Source organism: Allokutzneria sp. A3M-2-11 16 (assembly GCF_024213555.1).
In the GTDB taxonomy this organism is placed as follows: domain Bacteria; phylum Actinomycetota; class Actinomycetes; order Mycobacteriales; family Pseudonocardiaceae; genus Allokutzneria.
Genome location: NZ_JANAVO010000005.1, coordinates 241,440 through 258,021 on the forward strand (window position 1 = coordinate 241,440; position 16,582 = coordinate 258,021).

Genomic DNA, 16,582 nt, shown 5'->3' on the forward strand with positions numbered 1-16,582 from the left:
ACCCAGTTCTTCACGGAACGTTCACGACCTTTCCCCGCCTGCGGTAAGCAGCGGCCTTCACCCGGTTCTGGCACGCCACCCCGCAGAACCGCTTCGTCCGGCCCTGACTGGTGTCGATGAACACGCGATCACAGCGCGGCGCCTCGCAACACCCGAGCCGCTGCGCGGAGTCATCCCCCAGCACCGCGGCGAACGCCACCGCCAGCCCAGCCGTCCACTTCCGCACGAAGTCCGCGCCGGGCGCGTGGAACGTCAGGTGCCACGCCTCATCACCTTCGCGCCGCAGACGCGGCCGGGCATCGCTGTCCGCCAGCAGGCGGTTGAGCACACCCGCCGCCCCATCATGATCATCACTGATCAGCGCCACGATCACCGCGCGCAGGTCCACCGCCAGCCCGGCCAGCCGCTCGACCTCCTCCGCGCTCAGGTACGCGGGCATTCCCCCGCGGTTCTCGCCGGTCAGCGCGTTGACGAGATCGACGGCGGTCTCCAGCCGAAGCGCGTGGTGGCTGTTGCCGATGTCCATGCCGAACCCCTCCGTCACTGGCTCACGGCGCTTGACCGGTGACGCCCGTCCGGGCTAACGTCACCACCTCAACATATCCAAGCAGTGACGCAAAGGGCAACGCCATGACCACCGAGGCGATCACGGACTGGGCCCGCGGCTGGGCCGCCCTCCGCGAACTCCCCGAAATCCGGCCCACCTTCGCCGCCGCCATCGCCGTCCGGGTCGGCCGCGGCGGACGCACCGTCGAATACATCGTCACCACCCCCGGCCTCGACCCGGAATGGCTCCGCACCGCCATCCTCGACGATGCTCGATCCCGCGAGCGGATCTTCGGCGAAGACGGCGGCACACCCGCCCATGACTGGGTCACCATCCCGCTCACCGACGACCAGCCCGAGGAACCACCACCCGGCTTCGACTGGGCACGACCCGACGTGGAATGGCTGATGGCCCACGAACCCACCACCACAGCCCCACTCCCGCCCATCGAGGGCTACACCTTCGCCACCGAACACCTGCCCAGCGGCGCGGTCCGGATCACCTGCCAGTCCACAAAGGACGGACAGGAAGCCGGAGTGGCCTCCATGATCGTCCGCTGCGGAACCGGCGTCATCGACGGCGTCGAAGTCTCCGAGGAACACCGCCGCAAGGGCCTCGCCTCACGACTCATGAACCACCTGCATTCCCTTGCCGCAGAACAGCAAGCCACGAAGCTGCTGCTCATCGCCAGCCCCATGGGCAAACACCTCTACGAATCCCTCGGCTGGCGCGTCATCACCCGCGTCCTCGTCGCGACGGTCGTGTGAAGCCACACCATTCAGGCAATACAGCCTCACACGACCGCCAACGCACCTACAGCCGCGCGCGAACCTTCCTCGCCGCGGCAACCATGTGCCTCAACGCGGACTCGACCTCGGCATAACCCCGCGTCTTCAAACCACAGTCAGGATTCACCCACAACCGCTCCGCCGGAATCACCCGCACGGCAGCGCGCAGCGACTCCACGATCTCGTCCTCGCCCGGCACCCGCGGCGAATGGATGTCATAGACACCAGGCCCGACACCCCGGCCGAACCCGACCGCACGCAGATCGCCGAGCACCTCCATCTTCGACCGCGCCGCCTCGATCGTCGTCACATCCGCGTCCAAACCGTCGATCGCGGAGATCACGTCACCGAACTCCGAATAACACAGGTGCGTGTGGATCTGCGTGCTCTCCGCCGCCCCGGCCGTCGCCAACCGGAACGACTCCAACGCCCAAGCCAGATACCCCGCACGATCCCGCTCCCGCAACGGAAGCAGCTCACGCAACGCGGGCTCATCCACCTGCACCACACCGATCCCCGCCGCCTCCAGGTCACGGACCTCATCCCGCAACGCCAACGCCACCTGGCGCGCGGTCACCCCGAGCGGCTGGTCATCACGCACGAACGACCACGCCAGAATCGTCGTCGGACCCGTCAACATCCCCTTCACCGGCCGGTGCGACCGCGACTGCGCATAAGCCGCCCACTCCACCGTCATCGGCTCCGGCCGCGACACATCACCGAACAGAATCGGCGGACGCACGCACCGAGAACCGTACGACTGCACCCAACCGAACTCCGTCGCCGCGAAACCCTCAAGCAACTCGGCGAAGTACTGCACCATGTCGTTGCGCTCAGGCTCACCGTGCACCAGGACATCCAAACCAATGGACTCCTGAAGCCGAACCACACGCTCGATCTCCGCACGCATCAAACGCCGATACTCATTCGGACCGAGCCGCCCCGCCCGGAAATCCGCACGCGCCTGACGAATCGCACCAGTCTGCGGGAACGAACCGATCGTCGTAGTCGCCAACGGCGGCAACTCCAACCGCTCCTGCTGCGCCTTCGCCCGCGTCGCATAATCAGCCCGCCGCGAATGCTCCGGCCGCAACGCCTCCAAACGCGCACGAACGCGCGCATCGCGAGGACGCGGCGACACCTCCGGCACCTCACCGATCACCTCAGCGCCCTCGCGCAACACACGACCGAGCAGCACGACCTCCGCCAGCTTCTGCCGCGCGAAAGCCAACCGCGCCCGCACATCCGGATCGAGATCCGGCTCCGCCTCGACGTCATAAGGAACATGCAGCAGCGAACACGACGTCGACACCTCCACGCGCTTCGCCGAGCCCAGCAACGTCGCGCACTTCGCCAACGCACCAGAGAGATCCGTCCGCCACACATTGCGACCGTCCACCACACCGGCCACAACCGTCTTGTCCCGCAACGCCGTCACCGAGGCGATGCCATCAAGACCACCAGCGACGAGGTCAACCGCAATCGCCTCCACCGCACTCTCCGCGAGCACCGGCAACGCCGCCCCCAGAGAGCCGAAGTACGACGCCACAAGCACCTTCGGCCGATTCGACAACCTGCCCAACCGGTCATACGCCGCAGAAAGCGCCGCCAGCTCGACTGGACTCCGATCAGCGCAGAACGCGGGCTCATCCAACTGAACCCACTCCACACCCGCATCCGCCAACGACGCCAACAACCGCTCATACGCGTCAAGCAGTGAATCGAGCAAACTCAGCGGCGCGAAACCCTCCCGCGACGCCTTCGACAACAACAAGAACGTCACCGGCCCGAGCACCACCGGCCGCGTCGTCACCCCGAGCGCCAACGCCTCCCGGTACTCCCGCAACGGCTTGTCGTCCGCCACCGAGAACACCGTGTCCGGCCCCAACTCCGGCACCAAGTAGTGGTAGTTCGTATCGAACCACTTGGTCATCTCCAACGGCGGCACCACGTCGTTGCCCCGCGCCATCGCGAAATAGGTGTCCACATCGGACAGACCAAGCTCCCGGTACCGCGCCGGAACGGCACCCAGCATCACCGCGGTATCGAGCACCTGGTCGTAATAGGAGAACGTGTTGCCAGGAAGGGAATCCAGACCCGACGCGGCCAACTCCGCCCACGTCCTCGCGCGCAACTCCGCCGCGACGGACTCCAGTGTCCCCACCGAACTCCGACCGGCCCAGTAATCCTCAAGCGCCCGCTTCAGCTCACGTCGCGGACCGATCCGCGGATAGCCGAGCACCGTGCTTCCAACGTTCAAAGCTCTCTCCTCGCGAGCCCGCGCTGACGAGCCACAACGACTCACGAGCGCGCGAGGACAGGCGCCATCACGGCGCCGCCGTCCGCACAGGCCACCCGCGAGGCCGTAGGACCCACGCACACCGTCGGTGCGCGTACCGGTGGCAGGTCTTCGGACTCACGGGCAACTCCGGCTCAACACCGGCACTCCTACTGACCGTCGCTTCCCAGGCCCTCGCGGACCCAGTGCTCATGACGGCGGTCGTTCCCGTTCACCGCTGCGGGGCAGTCCCGGATTCCCACCGGGTTCCCTCTTGCGACGACCGCCCTGGACGGACGGCCGAACCACCAGCGACGCCGACACTAGCGGACCGCGAGCCCGAGTTCACCCTCCCCGAGCCACGCGAAGCACCGGTCGACCGACGACCTGTCGACCTCCTCCAGCCGATCCGGGCTCCACCGCGGGTTCCGGTCCTTGTCGATGATCGCCGCCCGAATCCCCTCGACCAGGTCCGGCTTGGCCAGCAACGCGCACGCCACCCGGTACTCGAGATCAAGGCACTCGCCCAGCCCATCGAGCACCTTCGCCACCCGCAACGCCTTCAACGTCACCTTCAACGACAGCGGAGACTTCGCCAGCAACTCCTTTGCCGCGGCCTCCCCCGCCGCCTCACCACTGGTCCGCAGCCGGTGCGCGATCTCCTCGACCGAATCCGCCGAGTAGCACGGATCGATCCACCGCCGCTCCTCCGCGAGCTGACTCGCCGGCGGCTCCTCCGCGTACTCCCGCACCGCGTCCTCGAAGCCGTCCGCCACCGCTTCGACCAGCTTGGGCAACCGCTCCGACCGCACGTAGTGATCCGCCAACCCCATGTGGATCGCGTCCGCCCCGGTCAACCGCGCCGCCGTCAGCGCCGCATGCGTACCCAGCTCGCCGGGCGCGCGGGAGAGCAGGTAGGTCCCGCCGACGTCCGGCAGGAACCCGATGCCCACCTCCGGCATCCCCACGATCGAGCGCTCCGTGACGATCCGGACGCTGCCGTGCCCGGAAACCCCGACGCCGCCACCCATCACGATCCCGTCCATGACGGCGACGTAGGGCTTCGGGAACTCCGAGATCCGGTGGTTGAGCAGGTATTCCTCCCGCCAGAACGTCTTCGGCCCGTCCTGCCCAGCCCTCGCGTGCTCGTAGATCCCGCGGATGTCACCACCCGCGCACAGCCCACGCTCCCCCGCGCCGTCGATCAGCACGCCGCGGACACCGCTGTCGCTCGCCCACTCCCCGAGCACGGCGTAGATCTCGCGCACCATCTCCGGCGTCAGCGCGTTCAGCGTCCTCGGCCGGTTGAGCGTGATCCGGCCCAGCCCACGCTCAACCCGCAACACCACGTCACCCATGCGCCAACCCTATTCGCGTCCTTGCCGCGTTGTTGTCTTGGTACTGGAGCATTGATTTCACTCGTCACTGAAGCTATCGGGCCCAGAAAGATTTACAACGCCAAGGTGAGCCCGGACCGACGTCTGCATCCGTCCACTGTGGACAAGCTCGGCGGCTGGCCGCCTCCGGCATGGAACCGAACTCCGGCCAAGCGCCCCCTGCTGCGGCCAGCCTCTCCCCCGCCTCCCTGGCATGGTTGTGGTTTTGGTCCGTTGGGTCCGTTTCACTCGACACTGAAGGAATCATGCAGAGAAAAATCGTGCGAGACGCCTCGCCGAGCGACACGACGGCGATCTGCCGCTTCGGCGAGGCGCACATCCGCTCCCACTACGCCCCGCTGATCGGCGTCGAGGCCGCGGACGCCCAGGTCCGCAACTGGTGGAACGAGACGCACATCGGCACAGCCGTGGCTTCAGGTCTGGTGGTCGTCGCCGAGGCCAGTGGAGAGATCATCGGCGTCGGCCAGCGCGGCCGACGAGGAGCCGACCACGTCGTCTACAAGCTCTACGTCCACGCCCACCACCGCGGAAGCGGCTTGGGCCCTCGGTTGCTGGACGCCCTCACCAGCCAACTGCCCGCCGACACCGATCGCCTGTACATCGAGCACTTCGTGGCCAACGAACGCGCCGGCGCGTTCTACGAGCGTGAGGGCTTCACCGTCGAACGGATCGAACCAGGCCCCACGCCCGCCCTCGGCGTGGTGTGGCGCGTCCGCACTCCCGCACACCGCGTAAACTGAGCCCATGCATCCCGCCCGCCGGTACACCCAACCTGCGGCGGCCACAACCTAGAGAACCCCGTTTCGTACTCATAACGGGAAAAAGAGCGCTCCAAAAACCCGACAAGAGTACGAAACGGGTTCTTCGGCAACCTCAGCGCGGGATGAGGGCGTGTGGGGTGAGGTGGGTAGGGCGGGGGGCCGCGGGTTAGGACCAGGTCCAGGTGTTGCGGAGATCGGCCCGCCAGTTGATCGGCTTCCCGCCACCGATCGTGGAGTGGATGGACAACCCCATCCCCAAGCCCTTGCCGAGGTACTGCGAGCGCTCGATCCGCAGCTGGAAGGGATGCCCGTTGTCGTCCCACCAGCTCTCCGTCTGGCGGACGCAGCGCACCGCTCCGTGGAACCGCGTCTGGCAGGTCGTCGGCGGCGCCCACACCTGGCGGTGCCGGAACCGGACGACACCCTGCGGCGTGGTGATCGTGCCCTCGGCGATGAGGCAGTACGCCTGCGCGGGGACCGTCCACTGTGCATAGTGCTGCTGGCCGTTGTGGCTCGGCAGCGGCCGCAGGTTCGCGCAGTCGCCGTCGCCGATCTGCTCCGAGGTCACCCGCTGCGGGTTGTAGGTCCCGGTGGACTGGTTCTCGTAGCCGTCGAGGTAGAGCCAGTCCCCGTCGCGGACGAAGTGCTCCTGCCCGTCGCCCGGTCGGTTCCAGTTCGCGGGCGAGTCCCACCTGATCACCGACTTGCCCGCGCCCTCCGGACGCCAGGCCCACTGGCTCGCGGGGGTGCCCGCGCTGTCCACGAGGAGCCCGGCGGACTTGTCGTACATCATGGAGAACTCGTCGTAGGTCTCCGCCGCAGGCCCCGGCAGGACGCTCAACACCATTGCGACGACGATGCTCGTTCTCATGGCCGCGAACCATATCGGCATATCCGGCGCCGCACCGGGTATTCGAGGACATGGCCAGTGGAACGGTCGTCGTGGGCTACGACGACTCGGAGCGAGCGCGGCGTGCGGTCCTTTGGGCGGCAAGGGAAGCGGCGAGCCGAGGACGTCGATTGCTGATCGTGCACGTGCTGCGCGAATCGATGCCCCAGCTCGTCTACGTCCCCATCACCACTCCCCTGCCCGAGATCGTCGGTGAGGAGGCGGTGCGCGCGCACGCCGAGTCCGAGCTGTCCACGCTCGTCACGGAGTGCGAAAGCCTGTGCCCGAATGTGGACGTCGAGACGTCGTTGTGCTTCGGCCATCCCACGGAAGTCCTCAGCCAGCTGGGCGCGGACGCCGAATTGGTGGTGCTCGGCCCATCCGGGCGCACAGGGCTGGCCCGCGCGCTGCTCGGGTCGACGACCGCGCACCTGGTGAAGACTTCTACGCGGCCGATCGTGGTGGTGCGCGACGGGCTCTCCGAAGGCGGGCGCGTCGTTGTCGGCGTGGACGGATCACCGACGAGCGTCAAAGCCATTGAGTTCGCGTTCGAGTTCGCCGGCCGCCGCGGTGGCGATGTGATCGCCGTACACGCGTGGTCGGATCTGCCCGTTGACGCGCTCGCTCCGGTGCGCGCGTGGGACTACAACTGGCGGCAGGTGCGCGCCGAGGCCGAAGGCATGATCGACAAGTGCCTCGAAGAGCCGCAACGCGCGCACCCGAACGTCCGCGTCGAGCGTGTTGTGTCCTTCGACGGACCTGCGCACGCGCTCTTGGAGGAGGCGAAAGACGCGGCGCTGCTTGTGGTGGGCAGTCACGGCCGTGGGGTCCTGCGGCGCGCGCTGCTCGGATCGGTCAGCCACGCGGTGCTCTACCACGCGCCGTGCACGCTCGCCGTGGTGCGCGTCGAGGACTAACGCCCGACACCATGTCCTGTAAGTCCTCCAAGCACTCCGCACACCAAGTAAACTCTCCCCATGCACTCCACCCGCCCGCTCACCCCTTCCCCCGCAGGCGTGGTCTAGAGAACCCCGTTTCGTACTCATAGCGGGAAAAAGAGCGCTCCAAAAACCCGACAAGAGTACGAAACGGGTTCTTCGGCGACCTCAGCGCGGGATGAGGGTGTGTGGGGTGAGGCGGCCCGGCTTGTGCCGTTTCGTACTCATAACGGGCTTTCGGGGCTGCCGAACCCGTTATGAGTACGAAACGGGGTTCCTGGGCTGACCAGGTGATGTTCGGGAGCCCTCCCGGGTGCCGTGGCTACGGTGCACCGCATGACTCTCCGTTGGATCGGCGTCTTCGCGCTGCTCGGTGTCGGCGTCGCGCCCACCGCACACGGGGCGGAGGTGGTCGACCGCTTCACGCTGAGCTCGGGCGCGCGGTTGCCCTACCACCACACCCACTCGCTCAACGGGGCCACCGAGCCCACGGCAGCGGTGGTCGTCGTGCACGGGACCGGACGCAACGCGCGGGGCTACTTCGACGCGACGGTCAAGGCCGCGGAGCACGCCGGAGCGCGCGGCACCCTCGTGATCGCGCCGCACTTCCAGACCTCCGACGACAAGCCCGCCAAGGGCGACGTGTACTGGACCAACGGCGACGCCACCTCGTGGAAGGACGGCGGCGACTCCGTCTCGAAGGGCGACATCAGCTCCTTCGCCGCGATGGACGAGGTCCTGGCCCGGCTCTCCGACAAGTCCCGCTTCCCGAAGCTCAACCGCATCACCGTGATCGGGCACTCCGCGGGCGGCCAGTTCGTCCAGCGCTACGCCGCGGGCAGCCCGGCAGCGACGCCTTCGACGCGGTTCGTCACCGCCAACGCCTCGTCGTACCTCTACTTCACCGCCAAGCGCCCCGCGCCGATCGGGAAGTGCCCGGAGTACGACAACTACAAGTACGGTGTGCAGCGCCTCAACCGCTACATGGCCGGCAAACCGTTGCAGCAGCAGTACACCGACCGTGCGGTGACGTATCTGCTCGGTGGCGACGACATCCACCAGAACCACAGCATCGACGACTCGTGCTCCGCGAAGGCGCAGGGCAAGCACCGCCTGGAGCGCGGCCGCAACCACTTCGCGGCGTTCCCCTCGGCCGCGCACAAGCTCGTCGTGGCTCCCGGCATCGGGCACGACCACGCGAAGCTGTTCGACTCCGACCAGGGACGAAAGGTGATCTTCGGTGACTGATCTCGGTGACCTCCGGAGCACGCACGCGGTGGCGAACCGGCGCATCCTGACCTTCGGCGTCTTCGTGCTGCTCATCGGGATCGTCGCGGCCGTGTTCGCCGCTGTGCTGGTGACCGACGGGCCCCGGCGCTGGGCGGGCAACTCCAGCGCCATCGACCAGACCATCGGCTTCTCCCTGGGCGCCGCGATCGTCGGCGTGGTCGGTGGGGTGCTGCTGCTCGTGAAGGCGCTTCGCAGCGGGCTCAACGAGGTCTTCGAGGTCTACGAGCACGGCATCGCGCGCGGCTCCCAGTCCTGGCGGTGGGAGCAGGTGATCAGCATCGACACCCACCGCGCCCCGCGCGACACCGGCGCCACGCGGTTCCTCGGCACCAACCACCGCTGCGTCGTCCGGTTCACCGATGGTGCCCGGATTCGCTTCGACGGCCTCACTGAGGAGTCCGAGCAGCTGGAACGCGTTGTGCGCCAACACTGTCCGTCTGCCGGGCCGCAGCCGCACGGCGAGCAGCGGTGGCGCCGGTTCGGTGTTGGCTGGCTCGTTGTCGGGATCGTGTTGCTGGGGGCGGTCGTGGCGATGTTCGCGCACCTGGTCGCGGACGATCCGGGGTACGGGGACGGGACGCTCGCGCTGATGTCGGTCGGTGCGATCGTCGCGTTCGCGGCGGGCGTCATGTGCATCACCACGTTCTTCATGGCTCGCCGCAAGGGATAGCGGTCCTCACGCTCGGTGCCACCACTTCCGTGGCAGTCCCGGTGAAGCGGCGTCGGGCCGTTGGGCGAGCAGCGTGCCCGCGAGGAGCGGGCCGTCGACGGCGGTGCGGTGGATCACCAGGCGCGTGCCGTCGGAGAACCGGACGACGCACCGGGACAGCCTCCGCCGCCGCGGATCCCACCGGACGTGCAGCGTCGCGACCTCGCACCACGTCCAGCTGCGGTGGCCACCGCGGGCGTGGTGGACGATCCCGTCCTCGTGGACGTCGAACCGCTCCCGCAGGCCGCCGCGGAGCACCCGGGACAGCGGCACCAACGCGAGCGGAACACCAAGCCCCGCAACGACGATCCCCAGCTCGGCGGTCAACAGCGTGCCGACGATGATCACCACACCCGTAGTGAGGTGGCAACGGTTGTCGACCGGGTGCGTACTGAGGAGTTCACCGAGCCGTTCCACCTGCACATCCTGCTCGGACGCCCCGGGGACCGGTCCCGAGAACCACCGCGCATAGGCTGGCGAACGTGCAGCCTGACCAGATCGTGGAGATCTACACCGACGGTGCGTGCAGCGGGAACCCGGGACCGGGCGGCTGGGGTGCCGTGCTGCGCTACGGCGAGCACGAACGGGAACTGCACGGCGGCGACGCCGGTCCGACCACGAACAACCGCATGGAGCTCACGGCGCCGATCAAAGCGCTGGAGTGCCTGAAAAGGCCGTCCACTGTGCACATCTACACCGACAGCACGTACGTGCGGAACGGCATCCTGTCGTGGCTGCCGAAGTGGAAGCGCAACGGCTGGATGACGAGCTCCCGGGAGCCGGTCAAGAACTCGGACCTGTGGCGCGAGCTGGACGCGGCCGTGGCTCAGCACGAGGTCGAGTGGCACTGGGTGAAGGGGCACTCCGGCCATCCGGAGAACGAGCGGGCGGACCGGCTGGCGGTTCTCGGGGTTGCCGAGGCGCGGGGATTCTGACCGGACTACTGCGCGAGCCCGGCGTGGTCGAGCGTGTCCAGCTGCTGTCGCACGCGCCGCACGTCCTCGTCACGTCCGAGTTGGCGGTAGAGCTCCACCGCCTCCTCCCACACCGCCCGCGCCTCCGAGTGCCTGCCGAGCGCGGCGTGCGCGTGACCGAGGCCGTCCAGGGGATCGACGACACCCAGGCGGTTGCCGAGATCGCGGTACATCGCCAGTGCCTCGCGGTAGTAGGTGATCGCTTCCTCGTGGTTGCCCGCTCGGCGCTCGATGTAGCCGAGGCTGTCGAGGGTGTTGGCCTGTTCCGCGGACGGCGCCGACTGCCGGAGCAGCGCGAGCGCTTCCCGGCAGTGGTCCCTGGCCCGGTCGTGGCGCCCCAGCTTGGCCAGGTCCCAGCCGACGGTGTTGAGGCCGGTGGCCTCCCAGGTCGGGTTCCCGAGCCGCCGGTAGAAGCTCAGGGACCGCTCGGAGTGCTCCAGCGCTTGGTGGTGGTCGCCCTGCTGCTCCCACGCTCGCGCCAGGGCGCGGTGCACGTGGCCCTGGTTGACCTCGTCATTGTGTTGCTCCGCAAGGGAAAGCGCCTGTTGGAGGTACCGGGTCCCCTCCTGCGAGCGGCCCAGGTCGGAGTGCGCCAGCCCGAGGTACTGGTGGGCAAGGACGCGCATGGCCGGTTCGGCCAAGTGCTCGGCGGCCCGCCACGCTCTCTGCCAGACGTCCAGCCAGGTGCGGGTGAGCACCCGCACCTGGAGGAAAGTGTTGAGCGCCCAGGCGATTCGCCACGTGGTGTGCTGCCATCCGCGCTCGAGGGACACCTGCTGGACGGCGAGCAGGCACTCGTGCTCGGTCTCGAACCACACCATCGCCGCCGCACGGTGGTCCGGCGGTTGGAGGTGGACACCCGGGGCGGGTGGGTCGAGCGTGACGGGCTCGCGGGGCGGGGCGAGCAGCCGATCACACGCGTATGCGGTGTGCAGGTAGAAGTCGGCGACGCGCCGCAGTGCCGCCTCGGGCACTTCGTCCGCGATTTCGGCCGCATAGCGCCGAACCAGGTCGTGCATGACATAGCGACCACGCGCGTCCCGGCCGAGCAACGACGCCTGCTCCAACCCGCGAAGCAGTGTCCTGGTGGCGTTGATCGGCAGTCCGACAAGCGAAGCGGCCGCGTGAATGCCGATGTCCGGGCCGGGGGCGATGCCGAGCAACGCGAACGCGGACGCCTCGTCAGGTGTGAGCGCGCGGTGGGACCACGAAAGCACGCTGGGCAGGCTCGCCGTGGGGTCGTCGTCGTCCAACGCGCTCAAGCCGAGGTCGTCCAGCTCGTCGGCCAACGCGGCCAACGGCAGTAGCGGCCGGGTTTGCGCGTGCGCCGCGATGATGGTGAGCGCCAAGGGAAAGCCGCCGCACAGGGCGATCAGCCGGTCGACCGCTGTCCTCTCGGCCTCCGCCCGGGTCGCGCCGAGCCGGTCGCGCAGCAACTCGCGGGCTTCCGTCTCTCCCAGCATGTCCAGCGGCACGTGGTGCGCTCCGTGCCCGGTGACCAGCCCGGTGAGCCGGTAACGGCTGGTCACGATCACCGTGCACTGCTCGCTGCCGGGCAGCAGTGGAGCGACCTGCGCGGTGTCGACGGCGTTGTCCAGCACCAGCAGCATCCGCCGATCGGCGACGAGGCTGCGGAACAGGGCTGATCGCGCGTGCGGGTCCGCGGGCACCTGTCCGGGGTCGACGCCCAGTGCGCCAAGGAACCCGCGCACCGCGACAGCGGGGTCCATCGGCGTGCTGTCCGGGCTGAAGCCGCGCAGGTCGACGAACAGCTGGCCGTCGGGGAAGCGGTCGACGTGCCGGTGCGCCCAGTGCAGCGCCAACCAGGTCTTGCCGATGCCACCGACCCCGGCGATCACCACTGTGTCGCCGAGCCGGTCAAGCTCGTCGGTGCGGCCGACGAACGGCGCCGGCGCGGCGGGCAGCTGGCGGGGCACGACCCGTTCGCCGGGAGCGACGGTCAGCGCGGGATCGGCCGCCAGCAACTTCCGGTGCAGTGCCCCGAGCGCGGCTCCTGGTTCAGTGCCCAGTTCCTCGACGAGGCGGGCGCGGGTCCGCCGGTAGTGCTCCAGCGCGTCCGCGGTCCGCCCGGCCTGGTTCAGCGCTCGCATGTACTGTCCGGCGACGCGCTCGTCGAGCGGGTGCTCCTCGGCCTGCGCGGCCAGCTCGACCACCAGCCACTCCCCCTGTCCCAGGCGCAGCCGTGCGTCGACCAGATCCTGTTGCGCGGTAAGCCTTTCACGTTCCAGCCGGGCGCGTTCGGTCTCCGCCCACTCCCCGTCCAAGCCGGTCAGCGCCTCCCCGCGCCACAGCTCCAACGCGTCGGTGAGCAACCGCGCCGCACTCGTGTCGTCGGCCTCCTCGCGCGCGGCGGCACGCAGGGCTTGGAACTCGTGCAGGTCCACCGCGTCGCTGATCAGGGCGTATCCGCTGGAGCGCCGCTCGATGGCCACACCGTCCACATCGGCCAGTGCCTGCCGCAGGCGGGAGATGTAGCTGTGCAGCGTCGCCCGCGCGCGTCGCGGAACGTCCTCGCCCCAGACCCGGACGGCGAGGCGCTCCGCGGGCACGACCCGACCGACCTCGACGGCGAGCGCGGCCAGCACGCACTGCTGTTTGGCGGGGCCGAGGTCCACCGGCCGCCCGTGGACGTCCGCGGCCACCTCGCCCAACAGACGCAACACCCTGCCGCCCCCTGTTCCGTGCATGTGCGGACAACAGAAATAACGCTCGGACCTGCGCTTTGCAGAATCTCGCAAGCGAATCACACGATAGAGGTCCCAGGGTGGGCGCAGCTCCACCAACCCACCGAGGGGAACGAACATGAAGTCACGAGTCCTCAGCGCCGTGGCGGTCTCCGCCCTGGCCACCGCGGGCCTGCTCTCCGCCGCCGCTCCGGCCACCGCCGCGCCGCTGAAGTGCGCGACCGGCTACTTCTGCGCCTACGAGCACATCAACTTCACCGGTGCCGTGCTCATCCAGTCCCGCGCCGGGAGGGGTGCGCGGGTCGATGCGCCGGACAACCGGACCTCGTCGGGCTCGAACAACACCGGCAACCAGTGGGTGGGCGTGAACATCCGCCTCGGCATCCACGACGACGTCTACAAGTGGGCTCCCTACACCGACGCCAGCACCATCCCCGGCGCCAACGACAAGATCGACTTCTTCGACGTCAAGTAGTCCGGTGACCAGGGGGCGCCAGGGCGGCGCCCCCTGGTTCGGTGAGGGGGAAGGCGTGGTCCGAATGATCGCGGCTCTGCTCGTCCTGCTGACGGCCTGCGGCGGAGCACCGACGATGCCCGCCGCCGACCAGCTCCGTGAGCTGGTGAACCGGCCCGCCGCGCTGGACGAGGCGGAGAACCTGCTGATCGGCGAGTGCATGAGCCGCGCGGGGTTGTTCTTCCCGCGCGTTCCGCCGCCGCGCGACGAGCGCCCCACGGTCGGCCTGGTCAAGGCCGCGGCGCCGCTCCGCCTCGAAGACGCCCGCCGCGACGGATATCCCGACGCGCCCCGTTCAGCCAAGGGCCCGGTGGAAGCGCACGCCGACACGCTGTCGCCCGACGTCCGGGAACGCTTCTACCAGCTGCTGCGCGGAAACACCGGCAACGACGTCCGCGTGACGTTGGCCGGGAGCTTCGAAACGGCCGCCTCGTCCAGCGGATGCGTTGGCAGCGCACGGAAGCGGCTCTACGGCTCCGTGGCCAACTTCCTCACCGTCTACTACCTCCCCGAGCTGGCACAACGACAGGCCGCCAAAGCCGACGACGACCCGGATGTCCGTGCCGCGTACGGCTCATATGCGCAGTGCATGAACACCAAGGGACACCGCGCCGCGACACCGGCCGAAGCCGTGGCACTGGCGAAGACCCGCGAAGCCGATGAGATCGCCATCGCTTCGGCCGACGCCGAATGCCGGGCCGCCACGCGGTTGCACGATCGCCGTGCCGTCGCGGCCGATCGCATCGTGCGGAGCTGGCTGGCGGACAACGAAAGCGACGTCGTCCGAGCACACGCGCTGATGACCGAAGCTCACCGCACTTCCTTGAGCAGCAACCACAACAGGTAGCAACCGCCGATCGCGGTGGTCACGACACCGACCGGGAGCGCGACCGGTGCCAGCAGCACCCGGGCGACGATGTCGGCTGCGAGCAGCAGGACGCCGCCGGTCAGCGCGGCGGGCAGCAGGCCGACACCCGGCGTCGCGAAGAGCCTCCGGCCGATCTGCGGCGCGGCCAGCGCGATGAACACGATCGGCCCGGTCACTGCCGTCACCGTGGCGGAGCATGCGACCGCCGCGAGCACGGTGACCAGCCGCAACCTGCCCAGCTGGACACCGGTGGCGATGGCCATCTCATCGCCGACCGTGGACTGGTTCAGCTCGCCTGAAAGCGCCACGAACAGCACCATCAGCGCGCCGACGACGACCAGCGGCACCTGGAGGTCGTCCCAGTCGATCCCGTTGAGGGACCCGGCGCTCCACCCGGTCGCCGCCATCGCCACTTCAAGCTCCGCACGCAGCACGATCCACGCGTCGACCGCCACGAGCATGGCGTTGACCGCGATCCCGATGACGACGAGCCGCGTCCGATCGAGCCCCGATCGCACCGACAGCACGTACACCACGGCGGCGCTGAGCACTCCGCCGAGCATCGCCGCGCCGGTGAGCAAGCCCGGGGCGACCCCCGCTCCGGTGATCACCAGCAGCGCCCCGGTGTAGGAACCCGCTTCGATACCAAGCACATCCGGGCTGCCCAAAGGGTTGCGCGTCAGGTTCTGGATCACCGCCCCGGCCAACGCGAGCGCGGCGCCGAAGACGAGGGCCGCGACCACCCTCGGCAACCGCCACTCCAGCACCACCACCGACGCGCGCCCGGAGAACAGCTCCGCCGGGGACAACCACACGGCACCTTGGCAGAGCCCGAGAACGCCGAGCGCGCCCGCGATCACGAGCAGCACGACGGAGGCGTGAGCCGTCCGCCGCCGGAACCTGATCGAGAAGGAACCACGGCGCAGCACTATCACAGCGAAACCGTCCTTCGGCGGCGCACCACGGAAATCAGCACCGGCCCACCGAGCACCGCGGTCACGATCGACACCGGCACCTCCCCCGTCGGCAACAGGACGCGCGCCGCGACGTCCGCCACCAGCAACAGGACCGAAACCTGCTTGCTCACCGCGAGCGCGCCGATCAGCGAACCGACGATCACCACGACGGGCACGGTCAGCGGGATCTGCTCGCGCCCGGCAAGCGACCCCACCGACCAGAACCGGTACCTGTCGAAGACCTCCGGCGTGATCAGCCTGAGCCCCAACGAGATCCCGGCCAGCACGGAGCTGAGCGCGACCCCTGCGAGCAGCAACTGCAACGGCGAGGACCGCCCGACCGCGTACACCGCCGCGGCGGCCACACCGGCGCCGACGACGGCGAGAACCAGCTGCCCGTACTGGGTTCCGGCCATTCCGAGCACCATGCCCAGCGTGATGCCGAACCCGGCTCCCGCGGTCACCCCGAGAATCCCCGGCTCGGCCAGCTCGTTGCGCGTCGTCGTCTGCATCAACGCCCCGGCGGCTGCCAGAGCGGCGCCCACCGCGATCGCGAGGAGCATCCTGGGCAGCCGGACGTCCCAGACGATCAGGCTGGCGTCATCCACCCCTGGCGTCACCAGCGCCGCCCGCGCCGTCGCGCCGCGCGGCCTCCTGCTCATCATCAGCCACGCCGGTTGGCCGTCGTGGATGGAAACCCCGCCCTTCGAACACCACTTCCCGACCACTGGCGAGCTGCTCGCCTCGCTCGGCCTGCCGCCGGAGGGGTGGGAGGTTGAGCTGGAGGACCTCGTCGAGCGCTCGCTGCCCGGACCGGAAGGACAGGAAGGGACGCGTTCGGATTCCGTGCTTCGCTTGCGGCGCTCTTAGTTCCAGCGGTGGGTCGGCTGGGTTTCCAGCGTGGGGGTCGGCTTGACCTGGGGCCCCTTGCGCGTGCCCTTGGGCCTCACGGGGGCACGGGATGAAAC

Annotated in this window: 17 protein-coding genes and 1 riboswitch; of the genes, 9 read left to right on the top strand and 8 right to left on the bottom strand. The window is 69.0% G+C overall.

Features of this window, described 5'->3' with window-relative positions:
- Positions 1-10: 10 nt before the first annotated feature.
- On the bottom strand, positions 11-544 hold the full coding sequence (locus tag NLX83_RS27515) for a CGNR zinc finger domain-containing protein (RefSeq protein ID WP_254238081.1): 534 nt from the start codon (positions 542-544) through the stop codon (positions 11-13).
- Positions 545-630: 86 nt separating this feature from the next.
- On the opposite strand from NLX83_RS27515, the gene NLX83_RS27520 reads away from it, so the two are divergent.
- Positions 631-1,314 carry a GNAT family N-acetyltransferase gene (locus tag NLX83_RS27520; RefSeq protein ID WP_254238082.1) on the top strand — a complete coding sequence of 228 codons (684 nt, stop codon included), beginning with the start codon at positions 631-633 and terminating at the stop codon, positions 1,312-1,314.
- Between the two features lie 46 nt (positions 1,315-1,360).
- Here NLX83_RS27520 and metE read toward each other — a convergent pair whose 3' ends face one another.
- Together metE and NLX83_RS27530 are read right to left on the bottom strand one after the other, a co-directional pair.
- Entirely contained in the window at positions 1,361-3,595 is a 2,235-nt protein-coding gene (gene metE, locus NLX83_RS27525) for a 5-methyltetrahydropteroyltriglutamate--homocysteine S-methyltransferase (RefSeq protein WP_254238083.1), read from the bottom strand.
- Between the two features lie 124 nt (positions 3,596-3,719).
- A riboswitch (cobalamin riboswitch) is annotated at positions 3,720-3,939 on the bottom strand.
- The gene (locus NLX83_RS27530; protein ID WP_254238084.1) at positions 3,937-4,971 is read right to left on the bottom strand and encodes an enoyl-CoA hydratase/isomerase family protein; all 1,035 of its coding nucleotides are present in this window, start codon (positions 4,969-4,971) and stop codon (positions 3,937-3,939) included. Its footprint overlaps the riboswitch before it by 3 nt.
- Positions 4,972-5,255: 284 nt before the next feature.
- Between NLX83_RS27530 and NLX83_RS27535 the strand changes: the two genes are divergently transcribed.
- On the top strand, positions 5,256-5,750 hold the full coding sequence (locus NLX83_RS27535) for a GNAT family N-acetyltransferase (RefSeq protein ID WP_254238085.1): 495 nt from the start codon (positions 5,256-5,258) through the stop codon (positions 5,748-5,750).
- Positions 5,751-5,937: 187 nt separating this feature from the next.
- Here NLX83_RS27535 and NLX83_RS27540 read toward each other — a convergent pair whose 3' ends face one another.
- On the bottom strand, positions 5,938-6,642 hold the full coding sequence (locus NLX83_RS27540) for a hypothetical protein (RefSeq protein WP_254238086.1): 705 nt from the start codon (positions 6,640-6,642) through the stop codon (positions 5,938-5,940).
- 50 nt (positions 6,643-6,692) lie between these two features.
- Here NLX83_RS27540 and NLX83_RS27545 point away from each other — a divergent pair, with 50 nt between their 5' ends.
- The 3 genes from NLX83_RS27545 to NLX83_RS27555 all read left to right on the top strand — a co-directional run bounded on the left by NLX83_RS27545 (position 6,693) and on the right by NLX83_RS27555 (position 9,558).
- Complete coding sequence (locus NLX83_RS27545) at positions 6,693-7,577, top strand: universal stress protein (protein ID WP_254238087.1); 885 nt, start codon at positions 6,693-6,695, stop codon at positions 7,575-7,577.
- Positions 7,578-7,934: 357 nt separating this feature from the next.
- On the top strand, positions 7,935-8,846 hold the full coding sequence (locus NLX83_RS27550; RefSeq protein WP_254238088.1) for a hypothetical protein: 912 nt from the start codon (positions 7,935-7,937) through the stop codon (positions 8,844-8,846).
- Positions 8,839-9,558, top strand: coding sequence for a hypothetical protein (locus NLX83_RS27555; protein ID WP_254238089.1), 720 nt, complete (start codon positions 8,839-8,841; stop codon positions 9,556-9,558). Before NLX83_RS27550 ends, NLX83_RS27555 begins: the two co-directional genes overlap by 8 nt.
- Positions 9,559-9,564: 6 nt before the next feature.
- On the opposite strand, the gene NLX83_RS27560 is transcribed toward NLX83_RS27555, so the two are convergent.
- Entirely contained in the window at positions 9,565-10,014 is a 450-nt protein-coding gene (locus NLX83_RS27560; RefSeq protein ID WP_254238090.1) for a hypothetical protein, read from the bottom strand.
- A gap of 65 nt (positions 10,015-10,079) precedes the next feature.
- Between NLX83_RS27560 and rnhA the strand changes: the two genes are divergently transcribed.
- The gene (gene rnhA / locus NLX83_RS27565; protein ID WP_254238091.1) at positions 10,080-10,532 is read left to right on the top strand and encodes a ribonuclease HI; all 453 of its coding nucleotides are present in this window, start codon (positions 10,080-10,082) and stop codon (positions 10,530-10,532) included.
- A gap of 5 nt (positions 10,533-10,537) precedes the next feature.
- Here the strand turns inward: rnhA and NLX83_RS27570 are convergent, their stop codons facing one another.
- Complete coding sequence (locus NLX83_RS27570) at positions 10,538-13,255, bottom strand: AfsR/SARP family transcriptional regulator (protein WP_308209387.1); 2,718 nt, start codon at positions 13,253-13,255, stop codon at positions 10,538-10,540.
- A 139-nt stretch (positions 13,256-13,394) separates the two neighbouring features.
- On the opposite strand from NLX83_RS27570, the gene NLX83_RS27575 reads away from it, so the two are divergent.
- Both NLX83_RS27575 and NLX83_RS27580 read left to right on the top strand, forming a co-directional pair.
- Positions 13,395-13,751 carry a peptidase inhibitor family I36 protein gene (locus NLX83_RS27575; protein WP_254238093.1) on the top strand — a complete coding sequence of 119 codons (357 nt, stop codon included), beginning with the start codon at positions 13,395-13,397 and terminating at the stop codon, positions 13,749-13,751.
- A 55-nt stretch (positions 13,752-13,806) separates the two neighbouring features.
- A complete protein-coding gene (locus NLX83_RS27580; RefSeq protein WP_254238094.1) occupies positions 13,807-14,637 on the top strand; it encodes a hypothetical protein in 831 nt (276 codons plus the stop codon).
- Here NLX83_RS27580 and NLX83_RS27585 read toward each other — a convergent pair.
- Both NLX83_RS27585 and NLX83_RS27590 read right to left on the bottom strand, forming a co-directional pair.
- Entirely contained in the window at positions 14,601-15,590 is a 990-nt protein-coding gene (locus NLX83_RS27585; RefSeq protein WP_254238153.1) for a FecCD family ABC transporter permease, read from the bottom strand. The two genes, NLX83_RS27580 and NLX83_RS27585, sit on opposite strands and share 37 nt — an antisense overlap.
- A complete protein-coding gene (locus tag NLX83_RS27590) occupies positions 15,590-16,279 on the bottom strand; it encodes an iron chelate uptake ABC transporter family permease subunit (RefSeq protein ID WP_374118818.1) in 690 nt (229 codons plus the stop codon). Before NLX83_RS27590 ends, NLX83_RS27585 begins: the two co-directional genes overlap by 1 nt.
- 25 nt (positions 16,280-16,304) lie before the next feature.
- On the opposite strand from NLX83_RS27590, the gene NLX83_RS27595 reads away from it, so the two are divergent.
- Complete coding sequence (locus NLX83_RS27595) at positions 16,305-16,484, top strand: hypothetical protein (RefSeq protein ID WP_254238096.1); 180 nt, start codon at positions 16,305-16,307, stop codon at positions 16,482-16,484.
- Positions 16,485-16,582: the final 98 nt, after the last annotated feature.

Coding starts and splice junctions, on each gene's coding strand:
- NLX83_RS27520 (WP_254238082.1), top strand. CDS start 631: ATGACCACCGAGGCGATCACGGACTGGGCCCGCGGCTGGGCCGCCCTC.
- NLX83_RS27530 (WP_254238084.1), bottom strand. CDS start 4,971: ATGGGTGACGTGGTGTTGCGGGTTGAGCGTGGGCTGGGCCGGATCACG.
- NLX83_RS27535 (WP_254238085.1), top strand. CDS start 5,256: ATGCAGAGAAAAATCGTGCGAGACGCCTCGCCGAGCGACACGACGGCG.
- NLX83_RS27540 (WP_254238086.1), bottom strand. CDS start 6,642: ATGAGAACGAGCATCGTCGTCGCAATGGTGTTGAGCGTCCTGCCGGGG.
- NLX83_RS27545 (WP_254238087.1), top strand. CDS start 6,693: ATGGCCAGTGGAACGGTCGTCGTGGGCTACGACGACTCGGAGCGAGCG.
- NLX83_RS27550 (WP_254238088.1), top strand. CDS start 7,935: ATGACTCTCCGTTGGATCGGCGTCTTCGCGCTGCTCGGTGTCGGCGTC.
- NLX83_RS27575 (WP_254238093.1), top strand. CDS start 13,395: ATGAAGTCACGAGTCCTCAGCGCCGTGGCGGTCTCCGCCCTGGCCACC.
- NLX83_RS27590 (WP_374118818.1), bottom strand. CDS start 16,279: ATGATGAGCAGGAGGCCGCGCGGCGCGACGGCGCGGGCGGCGCTGGTG.
- NLX83_RS27595 (WP_254238096.1), top strand. CDS start 16,305: ATGGAAACCCCGCCCTTCGAACACCACTTCCCGACCACTGGCGAGCTG.